This is a genomic window from Streptomyces hokutonensis, assembly GCF_042751305.1.
Lineage (GTDB): Bacteria > Actinomycetota > Actinomycetes > Streptomycetales > Streptomycetaceae > Streptomyces > Streptomyces hokutonensis_A.
This window is the reverse complement of sequence record NZ_JBHYWD010000019.1, coordinates 32,521-57,855: the sequence shown is the minus strand read 5'-3', so window position 1 is coordinate 57,855 and position 25,335 is coordinate 32,521. Positions and strand designations below refer to the sequence as shown.

The 25,335-nt window shown below is 71.0% G+C and carries 23 protein-coding genes; 5 read left to right on the top strand and 18 right to left on the bottom strand.

From position 1 onward, the window contains the following. Positions 1-56 precede the first annotated feature (56 nt). A complete protein-coding gene (locus ACFXC1_RS37300) occupies positions 57-1,823 on the top strand; it encodes a coagulation factor 5/8 type domain-containing protein (RefSeq protein WP_381251402.1) in 1,767 nt (588 codons plus the stop codon). 53 nt (positions 1,824-1,876) lie between these two features. Here the strand turns inward: ACFXC1_RS37300 and ACFXC1_RS37295 are convergent, their stop codons facing one another. The 7 genes from ACFXC1_RS37295 to ACFXC1_RS37265 all read right to left on the bottom strand — a co-directional run bounded on the left by ACFXC1_RS37295 (position 1,877) and on the right by ACFXC1_RS37265 (position 9,954). Beyond that, positions 1,877-2,203 carry a putative quinol monooxygenase gene (locus ACFXC1_RS37295; protein ID WP_381251400.1) on the bottom strand — a complete coding sequence of 109 codons (327 nt, stop codon included), beginning with the start codon at positions 2,201-2,203 and terminating at the stop codon, positions 1,877-1,879. A 229-nt stretch (positions 2,204-2,432) separates the two neighbouring features. Further along, positions 2,433-4,487 carry an elongation factor G gene (fusA, locus tag ACFXC1_RS37290; RefSeq protein ID WP_381251398.1) on the bottom strand — a complete coding sequence of 685 codons (2,055 nt, stop codon included), beginning with the start codon at positions 4,485-4,487 and terminating at the stop codon, positions 2,433-2,435. 268 nt (positions 4,488-4,755) lie between these two features. Beyond that, a complete protein-coding gene (locus tag ACFXC1_RS37285) occupies positions 4,756-5,889 on the bottom strand; it encodes a lactonase family protein (RefSeq protein ID WP_381251396.1) in 1,134 nt (377 codons plus the stop codon). Between the two features lie 153 nt (positions 5,890-6,042). After that, a complete protein-coding gene (locus ACFXC1_RS37280; RefSeq protein ID WP_381251394.1) occupies positions 6,043-6,735 on the bottom strand; it encodes a response regulator in 693 nt (230 codons plus the stop codon). Beyond that, the gene (locus ACFXC1_RS37275) at positions 6,732-8,048 is read right to left on the bottom strand and encodes a sensor histidine kinase (protein WP_381251392.1); all 1,317 of its coding nucleotides are present in this window, start codon (positions 8,046-8,048) and stop codon (positions 6,732-6,734) included. The genes ACFXC1_RS37280 and ACFXC1_RS37275 overlap by 4 nt, the downstream gene beginning before the upstream one ends. Positions 8,049-8,176: 128 nt before the next feature. Continuing rightward, positions 8,177-9,022, bottom strand: coding sequence for an ABC transporter permease (locus ACFXC1_RS37270; protein WP_381251390.1), 846 nt, complete (start codon positions 9,020-9,022; stop codon positions 8,177-8,179). Beyond that, complete coding sequence (locus ACFXC1_RS37265) at positions 9,019-9,954, bottom strand: ABC transporter ATP-binding protein (RefSeq protein ID WP_381251388.1); 936 nt, start codon at positions 9,952-9,954, stop codon at positions 9,019-9,021. Before ACFXC1_RS37265 ends, ACFXC1_RS37270 begins: the two co-directional genes overlap by 4 nt. Positions 9,955-10,254: 300 nt before the next feature. On the opposite strand from ACFXC1_RS37265, the gene ACFXC1_RS37260 reads away from it, so the two are divergent. Beyond that, positions 10,255-11,367, top strand: coding sequence for a glycoside hydrolase family 53 protein (locus ACFXC1_RS37260; RefSeq protein ID WP_381251386.1), 1,113 nt, complete (start codon positions 10,255-10,257; stop codon positions 11,365-11,367). Between the two features lie 75 nt (positions 11,368-11,442). Here ACFXC1_RS37260 and ACFXC1_RS37255 read toward each other — a convergent pair whose 3' ends face one another. Further along, positions 11,443-12,456, bottom strand: coding sequence for a glycoside hydrolase family 26 protein (locus ACFXC1_RS37255; protein WP_381251384.1), 1,014 nt, complete (start codon positions 12,454-12,456; stop codon positions 11,443-11,445). Between the two features lie 265 nt (positions 12,457-12,721). Between ACFXC1_RS37255 and ACFXC1_RS37250 the strand changes: the two genes are divergently transcribed. Continuing rightward, the gene (locus ACFXC1_RS37250) at positions 12,722-13,075 is read left to right on the top strand and encodes a response regulator transcription factor (RefSeq protein ID WP_381251382.1); all 354 of its coding nucleotides are present in this window, start codon (positions 12,722-12,724) and stop codon (positions 13,073-13,075) included. Positions 13,076-13,085: 10 nt separating this feature from the next. Here ACFXC1_RS37250 and ACFXC1_RS37245 read toward each other — a convergent pair whose 3' ends face one another. The 6 genes from ACFXC1_RS37245 to ACFXC1_RS37220 form a co-directional block, all read right to left on the bottom strand. Beyond that, positions 13,086-13,958 (bottom strand): GNAT family N-acetyltransferase, encoded by an 873-nt coding sequence (locus tag ACFXC1_RS37245; protein WP_381251380.1) that lies wholly within the window; start codon positions 13,956-13,958, stop codon positions 13,086-13,088. A gap of 157 nt (positions 13,959-14,115) precedes the next feature. Next, a complete protein-coding gene (locus tag ACFXC1_RS37240; RefSeq protein ID WP_381251378.1) occupies positions 14,116-14,259 on the bottom strand; it encodes a hypothetical protein in 144 nt (47 codons plus the stop codon). After that, on the bottom strand, positions 14,256-14,399 hold the full coding sequence (locus ACFXC1_RS37235) for a hypothetical protein (protein ID WP_381251376.1): 144 nt from the start codon (positions 14,397-14,399) through the stop codon (positions 14,256-14,258). The genes ACFXC1_RS37240 and ACFXC1_RS37235 overlap by 4 nt, the downstream gene beginning before the upstream one ends. A 2-nt stretch (positions 14,400-14,401) precedes the next feature. After that, the gene (locus ACFXC1_RS37230) at positions 14,402-15,799 is read right to left on the bottom strand and encodes an MATE family efflux transporter (protein ID WP_381251374.1); all 1,398 of its coding nucleotides are present in this window, start codon (positions 15,797-15,799) and stop codon (positions 14,402-14,404) included. After that, positions 15,790-16,770 (bottom strand): dipeptidase, encoded by a 981-nt coding sequence (locus ACFXC1_RS37225; protein ID WP_381251372.1) that lies wholly within the window; start codon positions 16,768-16,770, stop codon positions 15,790-15,792. The genes ACFXC1_RS37230 and ACFXC1_RS37225 overlap by 10 nt, the downstream gene beginning before the upstream one ends. A 25-nt stretch (positions 16,771-16,795) precedes the next feature. Beyond that, positions 16,796-17,800, bottom strand: coding sequence for a LacI family DNA-binding transcriptional regulator (locus ACFXC1_RS37220; protein ID WP_381251370.1), 1,005 nt, complete (start codon positions 17,798-17,800; stop codon positions 16,796-16,798). Positions 17,801-17,937: 137 nt separating this feature from the next. On the opposite strand from ACFXC1_RS37220, the gene ACFXC1_RS37215 reads away from it, so the two are divergent. Next, the gene (locus ACFXC1_RS37215) at positions 17,938-19,092 is read left to right on the top strand and encodes a Gfo/Idh/MocA family protein (protein ID WP_381251368.1); all 1,155 of its coding nucleotides are present in this window, start codon (positions 17,938-17,940) and stop codon (positions 19,090-19,092) included. Between the two features lie 175 nt (positions 19,093-19,267). Next, positions 19,268-21,577: a LuxR C-terminal-related transcriptional regulator gene (locus ACFXC1_RS37210; RefSeq protein WP_381251366.1), complete on the top strand. Its 2,310-nt coding sequence runs from the start codon at positions 19,268-19,270 to the stop codon at positions 21,575-21,577. 275 nt (positions 21,578-21,852) lie between these two features. Here the strand turns inward: ACFXC1_RS37210 and ACFXC1_RS37205 are convergent, their stop codons facing one another. From ACFXC1_RS37205 to ACFXC1_RS37190, 4 genes are all read right to left on the bottom strand, one after another. Further along, a complete protein-coding gene (locus ACFXC1_RS37205) occupies positions 21,853-22,779 on the bottom strand; it encodes a trypsin-like serine peptidase (RefSeq protein ID WP_381251364.1) in 927 nt (308 codons plus the stop codon). A gap of 65 nt (positions 22,780-22,844) precedes the next feature. Beyond that, complete coding sequence (locus ACFXC1_RS37200; protein WP_381251362.1) at positions 22,845-23,234, bottom strand: hypothetical protein; 390 nt, start codon at positions 23,232-23,234, stop codon at positions 22,845-22,847. Between the two features lie 46 nt (positions 23,235-23,280). Then, on the bottom strand, positions 23,281-23,991 hold the full coding sequence (locus ACFXC1_RS37195) for a DUF4232 domain-containing protein (protein WP_381251360.1): 711 nt from the start codon (positions 23,989-23,991) through the stop codon (positions 23,281-23,283). 237 nt (positions 23,992-24,228) lie between these two features. After that, positions 24,229-25,119, bottom strand: coding sequence for a glycoside hydrolase family 19 protein (locus ACFXC1_RS37190; protein WP_381251358.1), 891 nt, complete (start codon positions 25,117-25,119; stop codon positions 24,229-24,231). Between the last annotated feature and the right edge of the window lie 216 nt (positions 25,120-25,335).

Genomic DNA, 25,335 nt, shown 5'->3' with positions numbered 1-25,335 from the left:
GAGAGAGCGCTCCCAACCCCACCGGCGTTCATTTCATGAACAAGGAGAGCCGCGACATGTCCTCAGTTCGACGCAGAACCGTTCTCGGTGCGGCCGCCGCTGTGTCCGCCCTGGCCGGGCTGCCCGCAACCGCCTCCGCCGCCCCCGCAACTCCCTCCGCGAACAAGCCACTTGCACTGCCGGGGGGCGGCGATCTCGGCCCCAACGTGATCGTCTTCGACCCGTCGACGGCCGGTATCCAGGCCAAGCTGGACCAGGTCTTCGCCCAGCAGGAGACCGCCCAGTTCGGCACCGGACGCTACGCCTTCTTCTTCAAGCCCGGCACCTACTCCGGGCTCAACGCCCAACTCGGCTTCTACACCTCGATCGCGGGTCTCGGCCTCTCCCCCGACGACACCACCATCAACGGCGACGTCACCGTCGACGCGGGCTGGTTCAACGGCAACGCCACCCAGAACTTCTGGCGTTCGGCGGAGAACCTCGCGCTCGTCCCCGTCAGCGGAACCAACAGGTGGGCCGTGGCTCAGGCGGCCCCCTTCCGTCGGATGCATGTGCGCGGCAGCCTCAACCTCGCGCCCAACGGCTACGGTTGGGCCAGCGGCGGCTACATCGCCGACAGCCGGATCGACGGCCAGGTCCAGCCGTACTCGCAACAGCAGTGGTACACCCGGGACAGCGTGATCGGCAGCTGGCTCAACGGCGTCTGGAACATGGTGTTCTCGGGCGTGCAGGGCGCTCCCGCGCAGGGCTTCCCGAACCCGGTGTACACCACCCTCGCCACGACCCCCGTCTCCCGCGAGAAGCCCTTCCTCTACCTCAACGGCACCGAGTACCGCGTCTTCCTCCCCGAGAAGCGCACCAACGCCAACGGCGTGACCTGGGGCAACGGCACCCCGCGCGGCACCTCGCTGTCGCTGTCGCAGTTCTACGTCGCCAAGCCGGGCGTCACGGCCGCGACCCTCAACCAGGCGCTCACGCAGGGACTTCACCTCCTGCTGACGCCGGGCATCTATCACCTCGACCAGCCGATCCAGGTGAACCGCGCCAACACCGTTGTGCTGGGCCTGGGTTACGCAACTCTGGTCCCCGACAACGGAGTTACAGCCCTCAAGACCGCCGACGTCGACGGCGTACGGCTGGCCGGGTTCCTGATCGACGCGGGCACGGTCAACTCCAACACCCTGCTGGAAGTGGGCCCTTCGGGCACGACGACGGACCACTCCGCCAACCCGACCACCGTGCAGGACGTGTTCGTCCGCATCGGCGGCGCGGGCGCCGGTAAGGCCACCACCAGCATGGTCATCAACAACCGGCACACCATCGTCGACCACACCTGGCTCTGGCGCGCCGACCACGGCACGGGCATCGGCTGGGACACCAACCGGGCGAACTACGGCCTCGTCGTCAACGGCGCCGACGTGCTGGCCACCGGCCTGTTCGTGGAGCACTTCAACAAGTACGACGTGCAGTGGAACGGCGAGCGGGGCCGCACGATCTTCTTCCAGAACGAGAAGGCGTACGACGCCCCGAACCAGGCCGCGATCCAGAACGGCTCGGTCAAGGGCTACGCGGCCTACAAGATCGCCGACGCCGTGACCGTGCACGAGGGCTGGGGCCTGGGCAGTTACTGCTACTACAACGTCGACCCGACGATCGTGCAGCACAACGGCTTCGCGGCCCCCACCCGGTCGGGCGTTAAGTTCCACGACCTCCTGGTCGTCTCGCTCGGCGGCCAGGGCCAGTACGAACACGTCATCAACGAGACGGGGGCGGCGACTTCGGGCACGTCGACGGTCCCGTCCACGGTGGTGTCGTACCCCTGAGGTCGTGGTGGGTGCGGGCCGAAGCTCCCCCTTCCGGCTCGCACCCGCCACCGTCACCCCCGTGGCGTGATCTCCGCCATCGGCGACCAACCCCCGCCCTCCACCTCGCCGTTGATGATGTCGGGCGTCGCGGCGACGACATCCGGCATCCACGTGATGGCCGCCTTGAAGTGCTCGGAGCCGACGTGGGCGGCGCCGGCCTCCGGGGAGGCGAACGCCTCCAGCAGCACGAAGCGGTTCGGGTCGACCGCGTCGACCGACCACTCGAAGAACAGGTTGCCGGGCTCGGCCCGGGTCGCGGCGGTGAACTCGGCGACCCGGTCGAGCCATTCGTCCCGGTACTCGGGGCGGACGGGGAACCGTACGGCGATGAAGATCATGCGGTGCTCCTGGATTGTCGGGCCGGCACGCGGAAACGTGCCGTCCCGAGCGTGCCTCCCACGGGAAGGCGGCGGGAGGTGCCCCACCGTGGACACCTCCCCTACGGGGACGGGCACCGGGCGGTTCACCACCGCACCCGTGCCCGTCCCCGCGCCCCTACCGGAGAGCGTCCCCAGGACACCAACGACGAGAGGCGTCCCCACGCGGAAACACCTCCCACCGCGCCCGCTACCGGGCCACCACCGCACCCGGCACCCGCGCATACCCCGTCGGCCGGGCCGTGAACGTACCCCGGCCCTGGGTCCGGCTGCGCAACCTCGTTGCGTAGCCGAAGAGTTCGGCCAGAGGCACGGTCGCCGTGACGAGCGCGGAACCCGAGCGGGTCGTCGAGCCGGTGATCCTGCCGCGGCGGGCGGCGAGGTCACCAAGGACGCCGCCGACCATGTCCTCGGGGACGGTGACCGTGACCTCGGCGACCGGTTCCAGGAGGATCGTCTCGCAGGCGCGCAGTGCTTCGCGCAGGCCGAGGCGGCCGGCCGTGCGGAACGCCTGCTCCGAGGAGTCCTTCACATGGGTCGCCCCGTCGGTCAGCGTGACGCGCAGCCCGGTCACCGGGAACCCGCCGACCGGCCCCTCGGTGAGGGCGTCGCGGCAGCCCGCCTCCACCGAGCGGACGTACTCCTGCGGCACCCGCCCGCCGACGACCGCCGAGTGGAACGCGAAATCGCACCCTTCAAGCGGTTCTACGTCCAGCACCACGTGCGCGAACTGGCCCGCGCCGCCGTCCTGTTTGACGTGCCGGAACACGAACCCGGACACCCCGCGCACCACCGTCTCCCGGTAGGCCACCCGGGGGCGGCCGACGTCGACCTCGACCCCGGTGGCCAGGCGGATCTTCTCCACCGCGACCTCCAGGTGCAGTTCGCCCATGCCGGACAGGACCGTCTGGCCGGTCTCGGCGTCGGTGCGCACGACCAGCGAGGGGTCCTCCTCGGCCAGTCGGGCGAGCGCCGACGTCAGCCGGTCGGTGTCGGTGCCGCGCCGTGCCTCGACCGCCACCGAGACCACCGGGTCGGCGACCGCGGGCGGTTCGAGGACGAGCGGGGCGTCGGGTGCGCACAGGGTCGAGCCGGCGCGGACGGACTTGAGTCCGGCCACGGCGACGATGTCCCCGGCGACCGCCCGCTCCAGCCGTTCGTGCCGGTCGGCCTGCACCCTGAGGATCCGCCCGATCCGCTCGGTGCGCCGCGTGCCCGAATCCCACACCGTGTCCCCCCTTTGGACCGTTCCCGAATAGATCCGCAGATACGTCAGCCGTCCGGTTCCCGCCGCACTCACCTTGAACGCCAGTGCGCACAACGGCACTTGTGGGTCGGCCGCCCGCTCCTGTTCGCCGCCGTCGTACGTTCCCCGTACCGGGGGCACGTCCGACGGGGAGGGCAGATACGCCACCACGGCGTCCAGCAGCGGTTCGATGCCCCGGTTGCGGTAGGCCGAGCCGCACAGCACGACCACACCGTCGCCGGTGCGGGTCAGGTCGCGCAGCGCCGTGCTCAACGTCGCGGCGGACAGGGTGGATTCGGCGCAGAACTCCTCCAGCGCGCCCGGATGCAGTTCCGCCACCGCCTCCTCCAGCAGCCGCCGACGCCGTCGCGCCTCCGCCAACAGGCCCTCCGGCACCGGGACTTCGGCCACCGGACCGTCCGTGTCCGGCCACACCAGCGCCCGTAGGCGCAGCAGGTCGACGACTCCGGTGAAGCCGTCCTCCGTACCGATCGGCAACTGCACCACCAGCGGCGCCGGATGGAGCCGTTCCCGGATGGAGGCGACGGCCGTGTCGAGGTCGGCGCCCGCGCGGTCCAGCTTGTTGACGAAGGCGATGCGCGGCACGCCGTACCGGTCGGCCTGGCGCCACACCGACTCGCTCTGCGGCTCCACGCCCGCGACGGCGTCGAACACCGCGATCGCACCGTCGAGGACGCGCAGCGAACGCTCCACCTCGTCGGCGAAGTCGACGTGCCCCGGCGTGTCGATGAGGTTGACGCGGTGGCCGTCCCAGGAGCAGCTGACGGCCGCGGCGAAGATGGTGATGCCGCGGTCGCGTTCCTGGGGGTCGAAGTCGGTGACGGTGGTGCCGTCGTGGACCTCACCGCGCTTGTGCGTGGAACCGGTGAGATAGAGGAACCGCTCGGTGACGGTGGTCTTGCCGGCGTCGACGTGGGCGAGGATGCCCAGGTTGCGGACGGCGGTGAGCGGGTTGGTGACAGGGCGTTCGGTGCGCACGGCCCGTGGCCTTTCGAGAGTGATTCCGTGCAGGGCGGCGCGATTCCCGTACGAGAAAAGGAAGTTGACGTGTAGTCAGATACTCAGTTGCTCGTCACGGGTGTCCGGTACCGGCCGCGCGGCGGGTACCGGAGGGACGAGGACAGGAGGATCACTGCGGTGCGGTCACGCACGGCGGGCTCCCCTCACTCATCTCACTCGTCAACGGTTGTGGCGAGTGTAGGGAAGCCCGGGGCGGTGGGGCACGGGATTTATCGGGGGCGGGCGGTCAGGCGAGGACGGCGATGGAGTCGGGGCTGGGCAGGGGCAGGGAGTTCCCGGTGCCGGTCAGCAGCCCGGAGCGGGGGTCGACGGCGAAGACGTCGACGGTGCTGCTCGCCTCGTTGGCGACCAGCAGCCGGCGCCCGCTCGGGTGCACGGTGAAACTCCAGGGCTTCAGGCCCCCGCCGGGGATGCGCTGGAGGAGGGGGAGCAGGCCGGTGTGCCGCTCGATCTCGTGCACGACGAGGGTGTTCTCGCCTCGACTCGACGCGTAGACGAAGCGGCCGTCGCGGCTGATGGCGAGTTCGGCGCCGCTCTTGGTGCCGGTGAAGTCGGGCGAGTCGATCGCGAGACTCTGCCGGTGCGTCAGTTCACCGGATCTGCCGTCCCAGTCGAGGAGTTGGAGTTCCGCGGTGAGTTCGGTCAGCAGGTACGCCTTGCGCCCGTCGGGGTGGAAGACGAGTCGTCTGGGACCCGCTCCGGCGTCGGTGGCGTAGGCGCCTGGACCGGTCCCGCCCGGGGACAGCGCACCCGTCGTACCGTCGAAGCCGTGGACGAAGACGCGGTCGGCGCCGAAGTCGGGGACCAGGGCGTGACGGCGGCCCGGAGCGACGACGACCTGGTGCGGGTGCGGGCCCAACTGGCGTGGGCTGGGCCCCGATCCGGTGTCCACGACGACCGACACGGGTGCGCCGAGTGTGCCGTCCCGCCGGATCGGGAGTGAAGTGGCCAGGCCCGCTTCGAAGTTGGCGACGAGGAGGGTGCGCGAGGACCGGTCCACGCCGAGGTACGACAGGCCGCCGCCCGCCGTGGTTCCGCCGTCGGTGCTCACCTGACCGAGCCAGGTCAGCGCGCCGGTCGTGCGGTCGACGGCGAGGGCGGTGACGATTCCGCCGTTCAGCCGGCTGCCGACGTAGAGCAGCGGGCGGTCCGGATGTGCCGTCACCCAGCCCGAACCAACCTGCGCCACCGGCCCGTTGGGCGTCAGGACTCCTTGAACGGGGTCGAACGCGACCCCGTAGACCTGCCCGCCGTTCCAGCTGCCGACGTAGAGCAGATCGGGTCTCGCCCGTGGAGTGGCTTCGGCGCTCGGTGCTCCGGCGGTCAGCGGCACGGTCGCCGCGGTCGCCGTCGCCGTCATGGCGCCCAATACCGTTCTGCGGGACACAGCCCCTTTGATCTCGGCCATGGGAAGCAACAGTTGTCGCGATGCGCGACAGCGTCCAGAGCGCGTACGAGGCTTTGCGTGCGGGCCGCGCAAGCTGAGCTTTCACGATCCGCATGCTCAACTCGGCTACTGGTCGGGCGCGTTGGGGCGGGCGAGGCCGAGGTCGTAGGCCAGGATCACGGCCTGGATGCGATCGCGGGCGCCGACCTTCGCCAGGACGCGGCCGACATGGGTCTTCACCGTGGACTCGGAGACGAAGAGGCGCTCGGCGATCTCCCCGTTGGTCCAGCCCTGGCCGATGGCGAGCAGGATCTCGCGCTCGCGTTCGGTGAGGGAGCGGATGCGCGGGTCGTCCGCCGCCGGACCCTCGGCGGAGCCTTCCGGTGAGTGTTTCGGCAGGTGCTGGGCGTAGGCGTCGAGCAGGCGGCGGGTGAGGGCGGGGGCGATGACGGCGTCGCCGGAGGCCACCGCGCGGATGCCGGCGAGGAGTTCCTCGGGGTGGGCGTCCTTGAGGAGGAAGCCGCTGGCTCCCGCGCGCAGTGCCTCGTGGGCGTACTCGTCGAGGTCGAAGGTGGTGAGGATGAGGACGCGGGAGCGGTCGCCGGCCGCGACGACCCGGCGGGTGGCCTCGATGCCGTCCATGCCCGGCATCCGTACGTCCATCAGGATCACGTCGGGCCGCAGTTCGGCGGCCATCCGCACCGCCTCGCCGCCGTGCCCGGCCTCGCCGACCACCTCGGTGTCGGGGTTGGCCTCCAACAGCATGCGGAATCCCAGGCGTTGGAGGGGCTGGTCGTCCACGATGAGCACGGTCGTCATGCGGCTCCCCCGATCGCGTCGAGCGGGGTGAGGTCGAGGGTGGCCCGTACCGTCCAGCCGCCGCCGGGGGCGGGGCCGGCGGTGACGGTGCCGTGGTAGAGGGCGGCGCGTTCTCTCATGCCGGCGAGTCCGTGTCCTTCGTCGTGGCTCGGTGCGGGTCCGGTGCCGGCCGTGCTGGGGCCGGTGTCGTGGCAGTCGATGTGCACGCGGGTGTCGTCGACGTTCACCGTCAGCTCGACGCGGGTGTCGTGGCCCGCGTGCTTGAGGGCGTTGGTCAACGCCTCCTGCACGATGCGGTACACGGTGAGCTGGACCCCCCGGTCCAGGGTGGCCGGGTCGCCGCCCGTGCGGTACACGACCTGCGGGCCGGCCGCGCGGATCCGGGCGCACAGCGTGTCGAGGTCGGCGACGCCCGGCTGGGGGCTGAGTTCGGGGGCGTCCGGGGTGGGGCTCTGTACGCGCAACACGCCCAGCATGCGCCGGAGTTCACCGAGCGCCTGGCGGCCGGTGTCGCCGATGAGGAGCAGTGCCTGCTTTCCGCGTTCGGGCGCGAGGTCGTTGGCGTAGGCGCCGCCGTCGGCGAGGGTGATGATGACGGAGAGGTTGTGGCCGATGATGTCGTGCATCTCCCGTGCCACGCGGGTGCGTTCGGCGGCGGCGGCGAGCTTGGAGCGCTGGTCGCGCTCCACCTCCAGGCGGGCGGCGCGGTCGCGCAGCACGGCGAGCTGGGCGCGCCGGATGCGGACCACGAAGCCGAGTGCGACGGCCGCGGTGATCGTGCTGAACAGGACGAACAGCGCGTCCAGGACCGGGACTTGGGACGGCAGCCGCAGCGCGAACAGTCCCAGGGCGGCGAGGGTGACCGCGCAGGCGGCGGGCAGGCGCCGCAACTGCCCGTGCAGGACCAGGCTGTAGAGGGAGATCAGCAGGGCGACGTCCGCGCGCAGCCAGACCCCCAGCCCGGCCTGGACGAAGAAGACCGCGGCGATCAGCGCGAAGGCCAGGGTCGGCCGGCGGCGCCGCCACAGCAGCGGCAGCACCAGGCCCAGCTGCAGGGCGACGGTCCCCGGCCAGGGGAGGTGGATGAAGCTGTTGTCGAAGCCGCGCCGCCGGCCGTCGTCGCCGTCCACCATGTCCGGCAGGCAGAACATCAGCACGACCAGGACGATCAGAGCCGTGTCCAGCACCCAGGGGTGCCGCCGGTCGCCCTGCTTGATCCGGCGGCCGAACCGGGACAGCCGGCCGGCCACGGGGTGGCTCCACGGGAGGTCCGTCTCCGCGAACAGCACGTGGGCGGGGTCGTCGGGGCTCATCGGTGTCACTGGTCCGGGTTCATGGAGGTCACCTGTCCATTGTGGGGGCGCCCCGCGCGAAACCACCGGCGCGGCACCCGGCCCGTGAACAGGCCGGATGCCGCGCCGTGGCCGCGGGGGGAATCGGCTCAGGCGTCGGACTTGACCAGCCGGTAGGCGGCCCCGCCCAGCGCGAGCGCCGTCCAGGCGAGGAAGACGAGGAGTCCGGCGCCGGGCGAGAGGGTCGTCGAGTCGTGGGTGAGCGAGAACATCGCCTCGCCCGCGTTGCTCGGCAGATAGGGGCTGATGTTGTCCTGCCAGGAGCTGGGCAGCAGCGAGATCAGCCCGGGAACCAGCATCAGCGAGGCGACCAGCACCGAGATGCCACCGGCCACCGAGCGCAGCCACGCGCCCAGCGCGGTGCCGATCACGCCGACCAGGCCGAGGTAGAGACCGGCGCCGAACAGGCTGCGGACGACTCCGGCGTGCGAGAAGGAGAGGGCCGCGGGCGTGCCGGAGACGATGCCGCTGACGATCGGGAACGCCACGAACACCCCGACGAGCGAGACGCCGAGCGCGACCACGCCGAACACGAGGGCCTTGGACCACAGCACCGGCAGGCGGCGCGGTACGGCGGCCAGCGTGGAACGGATCATGCCGGTCGAGTACTCACCCGCGGTGACCAGGACGCCCAGCACGCCGAGGGCCAGCTGCGCGAAGTTCGTCCCGAAGAGGGAGACGTCGAGCGCGGTGGAGTTGGCGTCGTCGGGCTGCAGATGCCCGCCGTCGTAGGAGGACTTGTAGTGCGCGGCGGCGATCAGGCCGAACCCGATCAGGAACAGCAGGCCGAGGCCCAGGGTGATCCAGGTGGAGCGCAGGGACCACAGCTTGGCCCACTCGGAGCGCAGCACGCGGCGCCCGGTGACCTTGTACACCGGACGGGCCGGCTGTACGGCTGCGGGTGCGGCGCTGTCGATCTCGGTGACGGTGCTCACGCGGCCCTCCCGGGGGTCTCGACGGTGGTGGTGCCGTGGTACTCGACGGCGTCCCGGGTGAGGTCCATGAACGCCTGTTCCAGAGAGACGGTCCGCGCGCTGAGTTCGAACAGCGGGATGCCGTGCTCGGCGGCCTTGAGGCCGATGGCGCGCGCGGTCAGCCCGGTGACGTGCAGTTCCTCGGAGCCGACCTCGCCGGTGATCTCCACACCGGGACCGGCGAGGACCTCGCGCAGCCTGGCCGGCTGCTCGGAGGCCACGGTGACGGTGTCGCCGCCGGCCGTGCGGACCAGGTCCTGCACGGTGGTGTCGGCCAGCAGCCGCCCCCGTCCGACGACGATCAGGTGGTCGGCGACCAGCGCCATCTCGCTCATGAGGTGCGAGGAGACGAAGACGGTACGGCCGTCCGCGGCGAGCCCGGTCAGCAGGTTGCGGATCCACAACACGCCTTCGGGATCAAGCCCGTTGACGGGTTCGTCGAGCATCACGGTCGCCGGGTCGCCGAGCAGCGCGGCGGCGATGCCGAGCCGCTGCCCCATGCCGAGGGAGAAGGCCCCGGCCCGCTTCTTGGCCACCGACTGGAGGCCGGTCAGCTCGATGACCTCGTCGACGCGGCGGCGCGGGATGCCGTGCGTGTAGGCCTGCGCCATCAGGTGGTCGAAGGCGGAGCGGCCCGGGTGGATCGACTTGGCCTCCAGGAGCGCGCCGACCTCCTGGAGTGGCGCGGTGTGTTCGGCGTAGGGCTTGCCGTTGACCGTGACGGTGCCCGCGGTGGGTGCGTCCAGGCCGACGATCATGCGCATCGTGGTGGACTTCCCGGCACCGTTCGGACCCAGGAAGCCGGTGACCGTGCCCGGCTTGACGACGAAGTCCAGCCGGTCCACCGCCGTCTTCTCCCCGTACCGCTTCGTCAGCTGTTGCGCCTCGATCATCGCCATCCCTCACGCTCACGTGCCACTGCCCCGACTGGACACCCGCAACGCTAGGAGAGCGGGGGCCCCAAACCCGTCGTACCGAGGGGCCGTTGCGGGGGCGGGCGTAGTACCGCGGTACGACTCTGTGCTGCGTGTTGTGTACGTTCCCATTCCATTCGCACGGGCTTCACGTCTACCAGCTGCGTGAAATACAACCGTCACACATATTTACAGTGCCTGTTACCTCTCTTACTGTGAACGTTCTCAGAACCCAACCCGCATGCGCATGTCAGTCGACCCAAGGAGGTCGGGTACCCCGTGAAAATCCCGGGCCGCATAGTGAAGGCCGCCTTGCTGCTGGCCGCAGTCGCCCTGCCGGCGGCGATGCTCACCCCCACGGACGCCGCCGCCGCGAACTCGCTCACGATGCTCGGCGCCGACGTCTCGTCCGCGCAGCGCGCGATCGACCTCGGCGCCAAGTACTACGACTCCAGCGGGACCGCCAAGGACCCCCTCGACATCCTCAAGGGCGCCGGCGTCAACTACGTCCGCCTGCGGATCTGGAACAATCCCGCCAGCGGCTACAACAACAAGGCGAAGGTGCTGGCCTACGCGAAGCAGGTCAAGGCCAAGGGCCTCAAGCTGCTGATCGACTTCCACTACTCCGACACCTGGGCCGACCCGGGCAAGCAGTACAAGCCCGCGGCCTGGTCGAGCCACGGCATCGGCGCGCTGCAGACCGACGTCTACAACTACACCTACGACGTCTGCAACAGCCTCAAGTCCCAGGGCACCACCCCCGACAGCGTGCAGATCGGCAACGAGATCAACGTCGGCATGCTGTGGGACGACGGCAAGGTCGTCAACAACAGCTTCACCAACCTCGGCCTGCTGCTGAAGTCGGGCTACAACGCGACCAAGGCCTGCAACAGCTCCACCCAGGTGATCATCCACACCGCCGACGCGGACAGCGACTCCAACGCCCGCTGGTTCTACGACGGCATCAAGGCGCAGGGCGTCAACTGGGACATCACCGGGCTGAGTTACTACTGCATGTGGCACGGCACGCTGGCCAACATGGGCAGCGTCGTCTCGGACATGAAGTCCCGCTACGGCAAGGACGTCATCATCGCGGAGACGGCCTACCCGTTCACCACGTCCGACGCGGACAGTACGGCGAACTCGGTCACCTCGGGGTGTTCGGGCTATCCGCTCACCTGGGCGGGGCAGGGCGCGGAGTTCACCGCCGTGCAGAACACGGCGCGCAGCGCGGGCGCGATCGGCGTCTTCTACTGGGAGCCGACCTGGTACGCGGTCACGGGCAACGGCTGGGACCCGGCCAACATCGCAACCAGCGGGGACGGTTGGGACAACATGGCGATCTTCAACTGGACCGGCCAGGTGAATCCGAACGTGAAGTGGACGCCGTAGACGGGTAGTTCGACAACGCGCACGAACGGCACCGCCCGCTTCCCCGGGCGATGCCGTTCTCCGCGTTCAAGGCATTCAGGGCAGATGATCCGTCAGGGCACGGTATACCGCCGCCGACTTGGGGTTGGCGCGGCAGCGCCACACGCCGTGCGGGCAGTAGTCGCTGATGGTCTGGTAGAGCGGGTGCTGTCCTGCCATCCAGGTGAGCATGCCGCGCACGTAGGTGGGGTTGTCGCCGTTGTCGAACAGGCCCCACTCCGGGTAGGAGATGGGCTTGTGGTGGGCGCGGGCGAAGTCGGCCTGCGTCAACAGGCCGTACGGCTCCGTCAGTTGGCCGGTGAAGGGCAGGCCCCGGGGGGCGTCGTAGGCGTCCATGCCGATGACGTCGACGTAGGCGTCGCCGGGGTAGCAGTCGGTCCAGGGGATCGCGTCGAGGCCGCGGTTGGGAGTGAAGTCGAAGCGGAAGTGCTGGCCGGGGACGGACCGCATCGCGGTGACGATGCGAGTCCAGTACTGCTTCCACGCCGTGGGGTCGGGCGCGCAGCGGTGGGTGTAGGTGGTGCCGTTCATCTCCCAGCCGAGGACGATCTCGGTGTCGGGGGCGCCGAGTTGGACCAGGCGGCGGGCGAGCGCCCGGAAGTGGTCGTCGTTGCGGCCGCCCGCCCCCTCCCCCAGTTCGGTGCGGACCGCGTCGTCGGGCAGGTGGGCCTCGTTGCGGTCCAGCATCGGGACGTTGAGGACCAGCAGACGGTCCTGACGGGCCCGGCGCCACTGGGCCCACTGGTCCAGGTCGCCGGTGGCGCCCTCGATACCGGTCCAAGTGTCGCCGGGCAGATACGCGTGGCCGACCCGGGGTTCGGGCCGGCCGAGCCAGACGCCGAACTCCGCGACCCGGTGGACGGCTTCGGGGCCGTAGCCGACGTAGGCGCCATAGGCCGTCGGCGGGCCGGACGCTTGTACGGGGGCCGCCCGTGCGGGCCGGGGCGGGGGCTCGCCGCCGGGTACGCAGGCCGGTCCGGCCAGCAGGACGAGCGCGAGGGCGGCGGTGAACAGGGCCGGCAGGCTGCGGCGCGTCCCGTGCGGGGCCACTGGACGCCTCTCCTTCTTCCCGGGTGCGTGGGCGGCGGACGGCTCCGACGCCCGAGCAACGTACCAGCGCGGGGCAGAGGATGACGTAGCACGCCATTCACGACATGACCGGCGCACCCGGAGTGGACCGGTCCACCGCGACCGCGCGCCCGGGCGAAAGGACTGCGCGCCGGGGCGAAAGACCATGTCGGTGGGTGCTTGGCAGAGTCGGGTCCAAGCATGCGGAACCGGTGCGGAACGTGGTGGCGAGCGGTCACCGGCACCGGTGCGCCGTGCCAGGGCGGGCGCCGCTGCCCGGACGCATCTGGAGGCCGCGCTGTCCACGTTCGACCGGCTGGGCGCGGTTCCGTGGAGTGCGCGCGCCGCCAACGAGCTGCGGGCGAGCGGGATTCCGGTCGGTCCGGTGGTGTCCGACGGCCGGGACCCGCACGCGCTGCTGACCCCTCAGGAGCGCCGGACGGCCCGGCTGGCCGCCACGGGACTGACGAACAAGCAGATCGCCGCGCAGCTCTTCCTGTCCCCGCGCACGGTGGCCGCTCATCTCCGCAGCGTCTTCAGGAAGTTGAACGTCACCTCCCGGGGCGGTCTGCGCGACGCACTGACCGGCCCGGTTCCGTGACGTCGTCGGCTCAGTGCCCGGTGGTGTCCGCGCCATCAGTGCCCTCGGGGGTCAAGTGCCAGCGCCAGTTGGGGCGTTCGTAGGCGACCTCGAAGCCGAGGCGGAGCATGTTGTGCAGGGAGCTGTTGTGGGTGCCGGCCCGTTCCGCGCCCGTCTCGGCGACGAGGACCCGGCAGCCGAGCTTTCGTGCCGTGCGCGCCCGGGCGGCGAGCAGCGCGGTCTGACCGCCGCGACCGCGCGCGTGGGGCAGTACGGCGCCGGCGAACATCTGCGCCGTCCCGCCACGGACGAGGAGGGTGCCGGTGCCAACCAACTCGCCGTCCAGCCAGGCGCCGTAGGGATGCCAGCCCGGCCGGGTCACGGTGGCGGCGGCCATCTCGGCGTAGTGCTCGACCGGTGTCCCGAAGGCCCGCATCATCACCGTGCCCCATTCCAGGGCCTCTTCGGCGGCCAACGGGGTGACCTGGATGCCGTCGGGCTTGTCCAGGGCGTCGGCGCGGGCGACGGCCTCGTCGGCCGGGCAGACGAGCTTGACCCAGGACGGGGCGCGGACGATGCCCTCCCGCGCGCAGATCTCCGGCCAGTCCTCGGGCAGGAAGGCGGGCGCGATCTGCAGGACGGCCTGCGGGGTGCGCTCGGCGCGGTAGAAGTCGCAGATCTCCGCGACCAGTTGGGCGGTGACGGGCTCGGTGACCCCGAGGCCGAGGGCCTTGCTCCAGAAGTGGGTGCTGTCGTTGCGCATCGACAGCACCACCCCGCCGCCGATCCGGGTGGCGCTCATGCCTAGCGCGGTGCGGACGGACTCGGGGGTCTCCGTCTGGAATCGGTAGAGGGTTTCCGCCTCCGACTGCTCGGCGACGGACGGCTGGACGACGGTCGTCAAGGTGCTGCTTCTTTCTCGGGTGGTCCAGGGAGGGTGCGCGGGCAGCCCGCCTGGAGAGAACAGGCAGGCAGTCAAGGGGAGTCGACGGGTGGTCAGTTGGTTTCGGAGGGAGTGCCGTGCCGGGCCGTGGCCTCGGCGACCCGGCCCGGGAACGCGGTCAGCCCCGGTCGCCCGCGGCCTGCTTGATCAGTTCCGAGACCGCCTCCGGCCTGGAGACGTAGATGGCGTGGCTGCCGGCGATCTCGGTCACGGTGGCGCCGGCGCCCTCGGCCATCTGGTGCTGGACCGGCGGCGGGATCATGTGGTGGGCGACAGCTGCTCGATGGCCTCCCAGATCCAGTCGCGCATCGTGTGGTGCTCCAGCCACCGTTCCGGGCCGGACTCGGTGGCGCCGCGGCTTCTGACGTCACATCGCGGGGTGGCCCGCTTGGACCGGTCCACGTTCAGGCGTCCGTCGGGTCCCGGACGGGCTCCGGGGCGGGCGCGGCCACGATCCGGGTGCTGTGCCGCCGGAAGGAGACGAACTTGGTGCCGGCCTGAAGCAGGTTCGCGCAGGCCAGCGCGGTCCACAGGCCCCGCAGTCCGGTGGCGTCGGCGATCGGGACGGCCAGCGCCGCCAGCACGCCGAACCACACCGCCGTCGACACCAGGCTCGGCACGGTACGCCGCAGCCCGACGAGTCCGAAGCCCGCCACGGCCTGAAGTGCGTCGCCGACCACCACCGCCAGGACCAGCGGCAGCAGGTGGACGACCTGGTCGGCGAGGTCCGGGCTCCTGGTGAACCGGTCGATCACCGGTCCGCGCAGCACGACCAGGAGAGCGCCGAGGACGACGACCGCGCTCAGGGCGACCGCGAACCCGGCGTCCACACTGCGCCGTATTCGGGCGAGGTCGCGCTCCTCGGCGTATCCGGCGATCAGCGGCACAGTGGCCTGGCCGACCGCCACCGCGGCGGTGAAGACGACGTTCACCAGGGACTCGGCGACGCTGTGCACGGCGACGCTGTCGGTGCCGATCCGGGCGGCGGCGAAGGTCAGCACGCCCAGTACCGAGAACTTCACCAGCACGGTGGCGCCGAGCGGCAGCCCGACCCCGGCCAAACGCAGCACCTGGCGCGGATCGGGCCGTCCGGGCCGGATCGGACGGCCGACAAGCACCGTACGGCGGCGCAGCGCGTACTGGTTCAGCCCGGCCGCGACCAGACTGGACGCGAGCATGGCCAGCCCCGCCCCTGTCAGTCCGAAGCTGGGCAGCGGCCCCGGTCCCCCGACCAGTAGCACCGACAGTGTCACGGACACGGCGGTGCCCACGAGCCCGGACCGCATCACCTGCGCCGACCGCCCGAGCGCGACCAGGACGGACGAGGCCGAGGAGTTCACCGCGATCAGCAGTACGCTGCCCGCCAACATCCAGGGAAACAGGCCCAGTTGGCCGAGAATGCCGTCCGGGACGCCGAACGCCCCGCCGAGCAGCGGCACCGCCGCGACCGCCGCCGCGCAGACCCCGCCCACGGCGAACGCCAGCCACATCCCGGCGCGCACCAGCGGCAACAGCCCCTCGGGGTCGTCCCGGTGCGGTGCGACGAACGGCATCACCCCGCGCAGCGCGCCCGCCACGGTGGCGGTGGCCGGGCCGAACACCGCGATCGTGACGGCGAACGCGGCCAGCGACACGGTGGCGTGCCGGCCCAGCAGCGCGGTGTCGACGAGCGAGCCGGCCGAGGAGGCGAGCATGGTCACGTACAGCGGTGCGGCGGCCCGGGCGATGGTCATGAATGCGCTGCGCTCGCTCACGTCCGACCAACTGCCCTGCCCCGCGCTCCGGTTGCCCACTACCGCCACACCCGCTCCGCCACCCGCCGGAAGTTGCCGCCCAGGATCGCGGCGACGGCACCCTCGGGATATCCCCGGGCACGCAGCGCGCCCTCGACGGTCAACAGGCCTTCCGGCGGCATGAATTCGATCGCGCCCCAGCGGGTGTAGCACTCGGGGTACAGCTCCGGGCTCTGTGCGAGCATCGCGTTGAAGTCCCCTTCGTCGAACGGGTAGTCGGTGGACACGCCGACGTGTTCCGGCCCGACGAGGCCGACGGCGTGGTCGATGTGCCGTACGAGGGCGTCCACGGAGGCGTCGTTGGGGCCGAGGAAGATGCCGACGCCGGTGATGCCCACAACCCCGCCGGTGGCGGCGCACTCCTTGGCCTGCTCGTCGGTGATGTTGCGGGGGTGGTCCCACACCGCGCGCATGTTGGAGTGGCTGTAGACGACGGGAAGTTGGGACACCTCGCAGAGGTCGAGGCCGGTACGGGCACCGCAGTGCGAGCCGTCCGCCACCATGCCGACGGCGTTCAACTCCCGTACCAGCGCCCGCCCGTAGCCGGTGAGCCCCTCGTCGACCGCGTCCAGGCAGCCGCCGCCGGCCGCGTTGCGGGTGTTGTAGCTCGGCAGCATGGTGCGCACACCGAGGTCGTAGAAGTGCCGGACCCGGTCCAAGTCCCCTTCCAGCGGCCCGGAGTCCTCCAGGTCGAAGGCGACCGCCACTTCGCCCGCGCGCACTGCGGCGTCGATGTCGCCGACGGTCGTGGCCAACCGCAATCGGTCGTCGGCGGCGATCCGTTCCCGCCAACTCGCGATCAGACCTGTGACGTCGGCGGCGCCGTGCGGCGCGTAGCCGACGTTCACCGAGACGAAGCTGCCGCCCGGTCTGCGGTAGCGGGCGAGTTCACCGATGTCGGCGTTCTTCTCCAGGGCCAGGCAGCAGTGTTGTTCCCAGAGCAGGGGCGGGCGGCGGGCTTCCGCGGATTCGTTCGACATCGTACGGATCATGCCCGCGCCGGAGTTACGCCGTCGAGGGCGGCCCCGTGCTCCCTCGCACCTCGAGCCTCGGCTCCGACAACACCGTCTCCGCCGGCCGCCTCGGGTCCTTCATCCGGTGGACGAGAAGCTGCGCGGCGCGGCGGCCGATGTCATGGCTGCCGTTGTCGACTGTGGTGAGCCAGAGGTGTCGTAGGCGCGCGAGGTACGTGTTGTCGTAACCGACGAGGGACAGGTCCCGAGGCACCTGGAGGCCCAGTTCCTCGGCCGCCGAGAGCGCGCCGACGCCCGCGATGTCGTTGAAGGCGAAGACGGCCGTGGGGCGTTGCGGGGCGGTGAGCAGGCGGACCATCGCGCGGTAACCGCCCTCCTCCGTGTGGTCCCCCTGTTCGACCGTCGCGAGGTCGGTCAGGCCGTGGGCATGCATGACCTCTTCGAAGGAGGTGCAGCGGAGTGCGCCGGCGACGCCCGGGCCGGCGATGTGGGCGATACGGCGGTGGCCCAGGCCGATGAGGTGTTCCGTAGCCAGGATGGCACCGTACGAGTCGTCGCCGGCCACGACGTCGACGTGGGGCAGGACCGGTTCAATGGCGCCCGCGACCACCGTGGGGATGTGGGTCGCGGCGGCGAGGAGTTCGTCGGAGCCGGGGAGGGTGCCCACCGCGATCAGGCCGTCGACGCGGAGCTCCGTGAAAATGCGGGTGAGGTCCTCGCCGAGGTGGCGGTTGAGGCGGCCGTCGGCCAGCATCATGTGCAGGCCATGCTCGTGCAGGCGGGAGCCCAGGCCGTCGAGGAGTTCCACGAACCAGGGGTTGCGCAGGTCGTTCAGCAGGACGCCGACCGAGCGGGTGCGGCGTTCGCTGAGGCTGCGGGCGGCGGCGTTCGGGCGGTAGCCGAGTTCCGCCACCGCGGCCATCACGGCCTGCCGTTTCTCCGGTCGTACCTGTTCGGAGCCGCGCAGCACCAGGGAGACCAGGGATTTCGACACACCGGCCCGCTCGGCGACATCACGGATGGTCGGAGCGCTCATGACTGGACCGTTCCACGCGGTCGCGCCCCCTGTCAAAAGCCCGGACACTCGGTGTTGACATCCACGTATTGACATCAGGACGAACGGGTTCCACTGTGGCGGGGACAGTTTATGGACCGGTCCAAAGAAGGGCAGTCATGGTGACCTCGCTCGGTGTAGCCGTCGTGGGCTTCGGATGGATGGGGCGGGTGCACACCCAGGCGTACGCCCGTGTCCCGCACCACTTTCCGCAGCTGACCGTGCGGCCGCAGCTCGTGTCGGTCGCCGAGGACGTGCCCGGGCGGGCCGAGCAGGCCGCCGAGCAGTTCGGCTTCGCCTCCACCACCCGCGACTGGCGCGAGGTGGTCGCCGATCCACGCGTGCAGGCGGTGAGCATCACCGCGCCGAACTTTCTGCACCGCGAGATCGGCGTCGCGATGGCCGAGGCGGGCAAGCACATCTGGATCGAGAAGCCGGTGGGCCTGTCGACGGCGGACGCCTCCGCAGTGTCCGACGCGGTCGCCAAGGCCGGAGTCCAGGGCGCGGTCGGCTTCAACTACCGCAACGCGCCCGCCGTGGAGGCCGCCCGCGACCTGATCGCCTCCGGCGAGCTGGGCACGGTCACGCACATCCGCGTCCGCCTCTTCAGCGACTACGCGGCCCACCCGGACGGCGCCCTGACCTGGCGCTACGAGCTGGAGCGCGGCGGCCACGGAGTCCTCGGCGACCTGGCCTCGCACGGCGCCGACCTTGCCCGATTCCTCCTCGGCGACATCACCTCCCTCGCCGCCGACACCGCGATCTTCCTCCCGCAGCGGGCCCGCCCCACCGGCGCGACCGCGGGCCACGCGCTGGCAACGGGCGGCGAGTTGGGCCCGGTGGAGAACGAGGACTACGTCAACTGCCTGCTGCGCTTCGCCTCCGGCGCCCGGGGTGTCCTGGAGGCCTGCCGGGTCTCGGTCGGCGAGCAGAACAACTACGGCTTCGAGGTGCACGGCACCAAGGGCGCGGTGTTCTGGGACTTCCGCCGGATGAACGAACTGGCCGTCAGCCGCGGCACCACGTACCAGGACCAGCCCGTCACCACGGTGTATGTCGGCCCGGGCGACGGCGAGTTCGGAGCGTTCCAACCCGGCGCGGCGAACGCTATGGGCTACGACGACCTCAAGGTCATCGAGGCGTACCGCTTCCTGCGATCCGTCGCCGAGGGCAAGCCGTACGGCGCCACCCTTCCGGACGCCGTGCACAGCGCTGCGGTACTGGACGCCATGGTGCGCTCCGTCGAGAGCGGTGGCTGGGCGAGCCCGGCATAGAGAGGCACCCGGGTGGGCCGGGCGCGAGGGGCGCACACTCGGGCGGACCCGCACGCCCCCGCCCTGAGCCACCGGCGCGATCTCGCGTCCACCCGCCGGACTCGACTACCGTTCACGCTCGGGAGTCACTCGCCTACGCTGTGGTGACCGGTTGGCGGACGGGTATGGGGGCGGCATGGGATACGGCTTCGGACAGCGGCGCGGTGGTCAACTCCCCGTCGAGTTGACCAGTTTCGTCGGACGAACCGGCGAACTCGCCGCACTGCACTCCGAGTTGACGCGTTCACGGCTGGTCACGCTGGTCGGTCCCGGCGGTGTCGGCAAGAGCCGGACGGCGCTGCGGGCGGCCCGCGCGGCCACGGACCGGTTCGCCGACGGGGTGCGGCTGGTGGAGCTCTCCGCCCTGCACGACCCGGAGTTAGTGCCGCCGACCCTCGCGGGCGTACTGGAGCTGCCCGAGCAGTCCGGCATGACGCCCTTGGACGCCATCGTTGAACACCTGCGCGGGCGGCGGATGTTGATCGTCCTCGACACCTGCGAGCACCTGGTCGACGCGTGCGCGATGCTCTGCGACGTCCTGCTGCGCGAGGCTCCCGGGCTGAGCGTGCTCGCGACCAGCCGGCAGCCGCTCGACGTGCCCGGCGAGCGCTGTCTGCCGATCGCCCCGCTGACCCGCGACGACGCCGTCGACCTGTTCACCCAGCGCGCCGCCGCCGTGACCGGCGGCCCCGCCCTCGAAGGCGCCGACCGGGAACACGCTCTCGCCCTCGTCGACCGCCTCGACGGCATCCCCCTCGCACTCGAACTCGCGGCCGTACGACTGCGGGCCGTACCCCTCTCCGAACTCGTCGCCCGCCTCGACCGCCACTGCGAGGTCCTGACCGGCGGCCGGCGTACGGCCCTGACCCGGCACCAGACCCTGCGCGCGGCCATCGACTGGTCCTACAACCTGTGCACACCGCAGGAGCAGTTGCTGTGGGCGCGGCTGTCGGTGTTCGCCGGTTCCTTCGCGCTGACCTCCGCCGAGCGGGTGTGCGCGGGTGGCGCGGGCGACCTCGGCGGCGAGGAGGTCGTCGAGGCGCTGATCGGCCTGGTCGACAAGTCGGTGGTCCAGCGTCTCGGCGAGGACGGGGGCCGCTACCGGCTCCTGGACACCATCCGCGAGTACGGCGCCGGGCGGCTCGCGCAGAGCGAGGACGCAGAGGCCGTACGGCGGCGGCACTTCGCCCACTACGACGAACTCGTCGGCCGCTTCTGGGACGGTCTGGTGGGCCCGGCGCAGGTCACGCTGCACCACGCGGTGCGTGTGGAGATCGCCGACGTGCGGGCCGCCCTGGAGTACGGCTGTGCCACCGAGGGCCGGGCCGTGGACGCGCTGTGGCTGGCGACCCGGCTCGGGGCGTACTGGCGGGCGGCGGGGACGCTGTCCGAGGGCCGGTACTGGATCGACAAGGGGCTTGGACCGGTCCAGCAGGAGTCCCCCGTGCGGGCCTGGGCGCTGTTCATGACCGGGGTGTTCGGGGTGTGGACGGCCGATCTGGAGACCGCGTTGGACCGGTTCCCGCGCGCCCTCGACGTGGCGCGGCGGGTCGGCGAGAGCCGGGTGGAGCTGTTCAGCGAGGGCTATCTGGCCGCCATGACCGTGCTCGGCGGCGCGGTGGAGGAAGGAATGTCGGCGCTCGACGCGGTCCGCGCGCGGATGGTCGCGGCGGACGACGCGCTGGGCATCGGCGTCGTGCACTACGAAGGGGCCCTGCTGTACGGGGCGTTGGGCTTCACGGACCGGGCGCTCGAGTGGTGCGAGGCGGGGCTGGCGTATCTGGAGGGCCGGGGCGAGCGCCAGTTGTACGGGTCCACGCTCACCGTGCAGGGCGTCATCCTGTGGCTCGTCGGGCGGCCCGAGGAGAGCGCGGCGGCGTTGCGCCGGGGCCTGGAGGCGGCGAGCGAGATCGGCGAGGTCCTCGTCGCGGCGCTCGCGTCCCTGGGGCTCGGCTGGCACGCGGCAGGGCAGCAGCGGTACGTCAGGGCCTGCTGGCTGCTGGGCTACGCCGAGCACGCGCGCCGGCTGGGCGGCGACCCCGTCGGCATGCTGCCCCGGTTGCTGGAGGAGCAGGAGGCCCAGCAGCGGGCGGTGCGCGCGGCACTGGGCGACGAACCGTACGAGCGGTGGCGGGAGGCAGGCGCCCGCATGTCGGGACGCGAACTCCTGGACGCCGTAAGGGCGGACGCCGACGAGCCGCCCGGTGTCCCCGCGGCCCGCACCGGCAGCGCGGACGGCCGCCCGGCCGATCCCCTCACCCGGCGCGAACGCGAGGTGGCCGCGCTGGTGACCCGGGGCCTGTCCAACCGGGAGATCGCCGAACGCCTCGTCATCTCCAAACGCACCGTGGACGCCCACGTGGAGCACATCCTCGCCAAGCTGGGGATCACCTCCCGTACCGAGATCCTGGCCCCGGCACAGGCGGAGGGCACCTCGACGGCGTAGGTATCCCGGTGTGTCCGGAGGCCTCCGCATACCTAGGTATCCCTTGCGCGGCCCCTGCCCGCGACTGGGTGCACCGATCTCCCGGGGTTCGCACCCCCCGCACCCGCCCGGCAGCGCAGGCTGGTCGCACCGTCAGGGGAACGGAACGTCGCGGGCGTCGGCAGTGTTGGTCAACCCCACGGCTGTCATGGCAAGGCGTCCGTCACCGCACCTCCCCTGGCGGTACTCACATGGGGCTGCCCCTGTCGGCGGGGGCAGCCCTCGGACAGCTGCGGTCAGCCGCGCCCGGCCCGTTCGTACATCGCCTTGGCGGTGGCGCCCAGGATCTCGCCGTACATCTTGGTCGGTGTGAAGCCGTCCAGCGCGCTGTTGACGGAGACGAGGGTGCCCTTCCCGGTGACCTCGTCGAACCCGGCCAGCCACGGGCCGCCGCTGGAGCCGCCGGTCATGTCGCAGGGAATCACCTGCTGACCGTTCTCCTTCTTCTCCGTACCGACACAGCGCAGGAGTTCCTCGCCGAGCTGCGGATGGGTGGCGGGATAACCGAAGGACGAGATCTTCCCGCCGACCGCGCGGTTGAAGGCGACGGGCGTCCCGCCCACGACGTCCGTGAGCCTACGACCGTTCTTGTCCGTGTCGACGACCATCGCGGCCACGTCGTTCGTGCCCTCCTCGCCGAAGGTCCGCGGCGTCAGGACGGTTCGGACCGCGAAGGCGCCGTACGGCTGTTTGCCCTTGCTGTAGGCCGGGACGAACACCATCGACATGTTGGTGTTGTCGGGCGAGGCCGCACGCCGGACGCAGTGCCCCGCGGTCATCACGACGGACCGGTTGGCGCTCTGCACGGCGGTGGCCGTGCACCAGGTGTCGGACCCCCGGGCGTTGACCATGAAGAGCCGCCCCACGGTCTTCAGTTGTGGACCGGTCCACGCCTTGGTCTTCGGCCCGGTCGGCCCGAGGTCCACGGACTTCCCTACGGCCTTGATCCGGGCCGGCGTCCAGTAGGCGAGGGCGTCCTTGCGTTCCTGGGTGGTGAACCCGAAGGAGGACACCGGGTTGGGGGCAGCGGCGGCGGTGCGGCCGGCGCCGGAAACGGCCGTGGCCGAGACGGGGACCGCGAGGGCGAGGGCCGTGCCGGCGACAGCGAGGGCCGTGGCTCGGCCGATTGGGCGCCGGCTCCCGGTGAGGGGGCTGTCGAACATGGGGGGATGTCTCCTCGACTGGTTCAGGTGGCTCAGATGGTTCGGGTGGTTTCGGGTGGGACCGGCTACGCGCAATCCAGGAGAGGTAAATCCGGCGATGCGGGTTGCGTCGCCGGGTCACCGGCTGTCTCGCGGAGAAAGGCGAGGAACTCCCCCACCGTGCAGCTCCACAGGCGGCGTTCCACCAACGCCGTGTGCCGGCGGGCGAGTTCGTGATCGTCGCCGTAGACGAACCCGGCGACGAGCGGACCCCCGAACTCGCGCATCTCGATTCCGCTGGGCTGTACCTCGTCCGCCGAGTGCAGGCCGACCGCGATGCCGATGATCTCCCAGGCGAGCACGCCCGCTCTCTTGAACGCGCCGTCGGACGAGGTGCGCCACACCACCTCGAAGTACTCGTGCGCGGGCGCCCCTGGATCGAGCCGCCGAGCCACGTCGTTCGCTGTACTGGACACACCTCTGTCCTTTCTGTGCGGCACGGAAGTTCGCTACGAGGACTGCCTAGTTGAGGGCGTACGCAGGGTCGGTCAGCCAGTAGGTGGTGGTCAGGGAGCTGTCGATCCAGACACCCTTGGCGGGCAGCGCGACCTTGACGCCCGAGCCCACGAAGTCGAGCGCGCGGTTCTGGAAAATCACCTTGAGCGTCTTCGCGGTGTAGCCGCCGGTGCCGCTGCCGTCGGCGGCGGAGAGGAGGACGCCCGCATAGCCCGACTGTCCGGGGCGGAGCGTGGTGACCGCCTGCGGCTGCGTGTCCTCGTCGACCGGGGGCACGGCCTGGGCGTCCTGGAAGTTAAGGGCCGGGTAGCCGTACAGGTAGCAGGTCTTGGAGCCAGTGTTCTTGACGGCCAGCAGCAGGTGGTTGAGCGGACGCCTCACGGTCTGCGCGTTGACCTCGGTGTTGGCGCCGGTGCAGGTGACGGTGCCCGAAGTGCCCTTGGACCCGGTGGATCCCTTGGCGGAGGTGCTGCTCCGGCCCGACTTCGAGACCGTCACGGCCGAGTCCGTACCGGAGGCCGCGGCGCCGGTGTCCGTCCCGGACGTCCCGGACGTCCCGGGAGTCGCCGTGGCAGAGGCGCCGCTGTCGGCGGCGGCCGGGTTGGACCGGTCCTGCGCGGCGTGGTCGGTTCCGCAGGCGGTCAGTGCGAGCGAGGCGGTCGCGGCGAGGCCGGCGGCGAGGAGGGCCGTACGGCGGCGGAAGATCGTGGTGGACATGGTCGGGTTCCCCCTGGGTGCGGTGCTGGAAGGCGAGCCACCCGTTCGTGGTGGGTCTCGCTGCGAACAACCGCAGCTTGCGCGGGGAGCCGTCCCAGCCGCCAGGACAGTCGGGGGAAACGGGAAGCTGGAACGCTCGCGCAGGGGCTGACCTGCGGGAACGCGCCCTCCCTGGAACGCGTGGACGGGACGGGCACCGGCCGTTGGAGCGGTCCAGCCAGTGCCCGTGCCGCACACTCAGCAGTAGAGATTGGCCCCCGTGCTGGTCCCGAGGATCGACGTGAACCGCTGGTAGGCGTCCACGCGGCTCTGCACCTGCGCGGGGTTCTTGCCGTCGCACTCGACCGAGCCGTTGATGCTGCGGATGGTCTGGCCGAAGCCGGCGCCGCTGACGATCGCGTTGTGCGGGGTCATGGATCCGGGACCGCTCTGGGTGTTCCAGTACCAGAGCGCGGTCTTCCAGGCCACGGCCGAGTCGTTCTGCACCAGCCAGGGGTTGTTGAGCAGGTCGATGCCCAACGCGTCCCCTGCTGCCTTGTAGTTGAAGTTCCAGCTGAGCTGCAGCGGGCCGCGCCCGTAGTAGGCGGACTGGCCGGCCGGGCAGCCGTACCACTGGCTCCAGTCGCAGTACGTCGGGTAGTTGGCTGTGTTCTGCTCGACGATGTACACCAACCCGCCCGTCTCGTGGCTGACGTTGGCGAGGAAGGCGGCGGCCTCCTGCTTCTTCGTGGTGTCGCTGCCGGTGGTGGCGAAGCCCGGGTAGGCGCTGAGGGCAGCGGTGAGACCGCTGTACGAGTAGAACGAATTCCGGCTCGGGAACATCTGGTTGAACTGCGCCTCGCTGACGACGAAGGTGCCGGCGGGCGTGTCCGAGCCGCCGTCGCAGGCGTACGGCTCCCAGTACCAGGTGCTGATGACCGGGTCGTAGCCCGGGTTGTCGTGCTCGGCGATGTACGCCTTGCCGTCGGTGTAGCGGACGATGTCGCCGGTGACGTACGACTGCCCGGCCACCCAGTTCGGGTAGCTGGAACAGGACGCGGCGGACGCGCCGGCGGCGGGGAGGACCACGGGCGTAAGGCTACCGAGGACGAGTGCGGTCAGTACTGCGGCGATGCGGCGTCTCGACACAGGGTTCAACTCCTCTGTGGAGCACGGCCGCACCCCGCCAAGGGCAGGGCGGAGCGGAGCCTTTGTGCGCACGGGCCGGTCGGACCGGTCACGGCGTGGGGGGCGGCCGTGGTGGGGGGATGACTCCACTCACTGAACCGCATTGGTATGTACCAGTCAAGGGTATAGACCAGTCAACCCCATACCTGGGCGGCCGAGTTGCGACCGGCCCGTGCA

Coding starts and splice junctions, on each gene's coding strand:
- ACFXC1_RS37300 (WP_381251402.1), top strand. CDS start 57: ATGTCCTCAGTTCGACGCAGAACCGTTCTCGGTGCGGCCGCCGCTGTG.
- ACFXC1_RS37295 (WP_381251400.1), bottom strand. CDS start 2,203: ATGATCTTCATCGCCGTACGGTTCCCCGTCCGCCCCGAGTACCGGGAC.
- ACFXC1_RS37285 (WP_381251396.1), bottom strand. CDS start 5,889: ATGACGGCGACGGCGACCGCGGCGACCGTGCCGCTGACCGCCGGAGCA.
- ACFXC1_RS37280 (WP_381251394.1), bottom strand. CDS start 6,735: ATGACGACCGTGCTCATCGTGGACGACCAGCCCCTCCAACGCCTGGGA.
- ACFXC1_RS37275 (WP_381251392.1), bottom strand. CDS start 8,048: ATGAGCCCCGACGACCCCGCCCACGTGCTGTTCGCGGAGACGGACCTC.
- ACFXC1_RS37265 (WP_381251388.1), bottom strand. CDS start 9,954: ATGATCGAGGCGCAACAGCTGACGAAGCGGTACGGGGAGAAGACGGCG.
- ACFXC1_RS37240 (WP_381251378.1), bottom strand. CDS start 14,259: ATGATCCCGCCGCCGGTCCAGCACCAGATGGCCGAGGGCGCCGGCGCC.
- ACFXC1_RS37225 (WP_381251372.1), bottom strand. CDS start 16,770: ATGTCGAACGAATCCGCGGAAGCCCGCCGCCCGCCCCTGCTCTGGGAA.
- ACFXC1_RS37220 (WP_381251370.1), bottom strand. CDS start 17,800: ATGAGCGCTCCGACCATCCGTGATGTCGCCGAGCGGGCCGGTGTGTCG.
- ACFXC1_RS37215 (WP_381251368.1), top strand. CDS start 17,938: ATGGTGACCTCGCTCGGTGTAGCCGTCGTGGGCTTCGGATGGATGGGG.
- ACFXC1_RS37210 (WP_381251366.1), top strand. CDS start 19,268: ATGGGATACGGCTTCGGACAGCGGCGCGGTGGTCAACTCCCCGTCGAG.
- ACFXC1_RS37205 (WP_381251364.1), bottom strand. CDS start 22,779: ATGTTCGACAGCCCCCTCACCGGGAGCCGGCGCCCAATCGGCCGAGCC.
- ACFXC1_RS37195 (WP_381251360.1), bottom strand. CDS start 23,991: ATGTCCACCACGATCTTCCGCCGCCGTACGGCCCTCCTCGCCGCCGGC.